This is a genomic window from Micromonospora sicca, from assembly GCF_003172935.1.
In the GTDB taxonomy this organism is placed as follows: Bacteria; Actinomycetota; Actinomycetes; order Mycobacteriales; family Micromonosporaceae; genus Micromonospora; species Micromonospora sicca.
In genome coordinates this window covers 1-3213 of the sequence record NZ_QGKS01000512.1, presented here as the reverse complement: position 1 = coordinate 3213, position 3213 = coordinate 1, and the positions used below count along the sequence as shown (strand labels likewise).

Here is a 3213-nt window from a genome sequence, read left to right as displayed (position 1 = left end):
GGTGGGCGGGGTGGTGTCCTGCTCGTTCCGGGCGCCGGACGGCGGCCAGTCGCTGAGCGCGAAGGTGTTCTCGGCCGGCTTGTCGGCCGAGGTCAGCTCCGCCTCGGCCGGCGACGCCGGCCACCGCCGCCAGCGCTGCGCGCTGAAGGCCGCCATCAGCAGCAGCACGCCGATCAGGAACAGCGTGCCGTTCTCCACCGGCTGGCGCAGCGGCAGCGGGTCCCCGAGCGCCTTCCAGCCGTCGGGGATCCAGTCCCGGACCGTGAACGGCGCGATGAACATCCCGACGTACGGGGTGACCAGCAGCAGCCCGGCGACGAGCGCACCCAGCGGCGAGAAGCGCAGCGTGCCGAGCAGGCCGAGCAGGATGCCGGCCACACCGAGGTAGACGGCCGGCTCGATCAGATTGGCCGTGGAGGAGGCCTTGATCTCCACCCAACGGTCGATGGTGCTGCCCGATCCGTCCTGTCCGAGGGTGATCAGCACCCAGGTGACGGGCGCCACCACCAACCCGGCGAGGAAGCTCCAGAGATGTCGCATCCGCGCACCGTACCGTTTTCGGCATGACAGATCATCCCTCCACCGGGCCGGCCGGCAAGCCGACGTCGTACTCCCGGGTCACGCTCAGCCGGATCATGACCGCGGTCGATGTCAACCTGTACGGGACCGTGCACGGTGGGGTACTGATGAAGTTCGTCGACGACGTGGCCGGGGCGGCCGCGGCGCGGCACAGCGGCGGCACCGCGGTCACCGCCTCGATCGACGAGATCGTCTTCTCCGAGCCGGTCCGGGTGGGCGACCTGGTGCACGCCCACGCCCAGGTGAACTGGACCGGCAACACCTCGATGGAGGTGGGCGTGCGGGTGGTCGCCGAGCGGTGGGACTCGGCCGAGGACGAGCCCGTCCGGGTGGCCACCGCGTACCTGGTCTTCGTGGGGGTGGACGTGGGCGGCGCGCCGCGGCCGGTCCGGCCGGTCCTGCCGGAGACCCCGGAGGACGAGCGGCGGTTCCGGGAGGCGGAGATCCGCCGGGCGCACCGGCTGGCCAGGCGCCGGGCGATCCAGGCCCACCGCGCCGGCTGACGCCCCGGTCCACATACCCGCCGGGCGGGGCGTGTGGGCCGGCCACGCCCCCTGGGCGGCACCCGGTGCGGAGAATGACGCTGCGAGGTAGGGCAAGATGGCGGCACGGCCCATGTCACAGAGTCGTGCGGGCCGCAGGGAGGGTGGAGCAGTGGGTGACGTGCTGTGGACGCCGCCGGCCGACGTGCGCGAGCGGTCCCGGATCGGTGACTACCTGCGCTGGCTGGCCGAGCACCGGGGGCTGGAGTTCGCCGACTACGACGCGCTCTGGCAGTGGTCGGTCACCGACCTCGACGCGTTCTGGCGGTCGATCTGGGACTACTTCGACGTGGTCGCGCACACCCCGCCGACCGCGACGCTGACCGACCCGGCGATGCCCGGCGCCCGCTGGTTCCCCGGGGCCACGCTCAACTACGCCGAGAACGTGCTGCGGATGCCCGGCCGGGGCGACGACGACCCGGTGGTGATCGCGCACGGGCAGACCCGGCCGCCGGTCACCCTCACCGCCGCGGAGCTGCGCGAGCAGGTCCGCCGGGTGGCGGCCGGGCTGCGCCGGCTCGGCGTCGGCCCCGGCGACCGGGTCGCGGCGTACGCGCCGAACATCCCCGAGACGTACATGCTGCTGCTGGCCACGGCCAGCCTCGGTGCGATCTTCTCGTCCTGCGCGCCGGAGTTCGGCACCCGCAGCGTCACCGACCGCTGGCAGCAGATCGAGCCCAAGGTGCTGGTCGCGGTCGACGGCTACCGGTACGGCGACAAGCCGGTGGACCGGCGCGGTGAGGTCGCCGCGATCCGGGCCGCGCTGCCGTCGCTCCGGCACACCGTGGGCATCGCGTACCTCGACCCGGCCGGCGTCCCGCCGCAGGGCGCGCTCTCCTGGGCCGAACTGGCCGCGCCGACCGACCAGCCGCTGGCCTTCGCCCCGGTGCCGTTCGACCACCCGCTGTACGTGCTCTACTCCTCCGGCACCACGGGGCTGCCCAAGCCGATCGTGCACGGCCACGGGGGCATCCTGCTGGAGCACCTGAAGATGCTCGCCCTGCACCACGACCTAGGCCCGGCGGACCGGTTCTTCTGGTTCACCACCACCGGCTGGATGATGTGGAACTTCCTGGTCTCCGGGCCGGCGGTGGGCGCCACCATCGTGCTCTTCGACGGCAACCCGGGCCACCCGGACCTGGGCGCGCTGTGGCGGCTGGCCGCGGAGACCGGCACCACGTACTTCGGCACCTCCGCGCCGTTCCTGCTGGCCTGCCGCAAGGCCAACCTGGTGCCGAAGGAGATCGCCGACCTCTCCGCGCTGCACGGCGTCGGCTCGACCGGGGCGCCGCTGCCCGCCGAGGGCTTCACCTGGGTGTACGAGAACGTCGGCGACCGCCTGCAGTTGCAGTCCATCTCCGGCGGCACGGACGTCTGTACCGGCTTCGTCGGCGGCGTGCCGCTGCTGCCGGTGCACGCCGGGGAGATCACCTGCCGGGCGCTGGGCGCGAAGGTGGAGGCCCGTTCGGCCGACGGCACCCCGGTCATCGGGGAGTTGGGCGAGCTGGTGATCACCGCGCCGATGCCGAGCATGCCGGTGGGCTTCTGGAACGACCCGGACGGCGTCCGCTACCGCGAGGCGTACTTCGAGGTCTACCCCGGGGTGTGGCGGCACGGGGACTGGATCACGATCAACGAGCGTGGCGGCTGCGTCATCACCGGCCGCTCCGACGCCACCCTGAACCGGGGCGGCGTCCGGCTGGGCACCGCCGAGTTCTACTCGGTGGTGGAGGGGCTGGACGAGGTCGTCGACTCGGTGGTGGTGCACCTGGAGGACGACCAGGGCGGCGCGGGGGAGCTGCTGCTCTTCGTGGTGCTCGCCGAGGGACTGGAACTGGACGACGAGCTGCGGAAGAAGATCTGCCGCGAGCTGCGTACCGCCCTGTCGCCCCGGCACATCCCCGACGAGATCCACCAGGTCCGCGCCGTCCCGCGCACCCTCTCGGCGAAGAAGCTGGAGGTCCCGGTCAAGAAGATCCTCACCGGCACCCCGGTGGACTCGGCGGCCGCCAAGGGCGCCCTGGCCAACCCGGAATCCCTGACGGCCTTCGCCGCCTTCGCCCAACGCCGCACCCCCACCGACAACCCCACC

General features: G+C 72.8%; 3 protein-coding genes. 2 read left to right on the top strand and 1 reads right to left on the bottom strand.

Annotation, left to right across the window (positions count from 1 at the left end; all coding sequences use genetic code 11):
* Window positions 1-540 (bottom strand): hypothetical protein (locus DKT69_RS36755; protein ID WP_109805949.1); only part of this gene is annotated, 540 nt, incomplete at its 3' end.
* Between the two features lie 23 nt (window positions 541-563).
* On the opposite strand from DKT69_RS36755, the gene DKT69_RS36750 reads away from it, so the two are divergent.
* Window positions 564-1082 carry an acyl-CoA thioesterase gene (locus DKT69_RS36750; RefSeq protein WP_109805948.1) on the top strand — a complete coding sequence of 173 codons (519 nt, stop codon included), beginning with the start codon at window positions 564-566 and terminating at the stop codon, window positions 1080-1082.
* 151 nt (window positions 1083-1233) lie between these two features.
* Window positions 1234-3213 (top strand): acetoacetate--CoA ligase (locus DKT69_RS36745; protein ID WP_109805947.1); only part of this gene is annotated, 1980 nt, incomplete at its 3' end.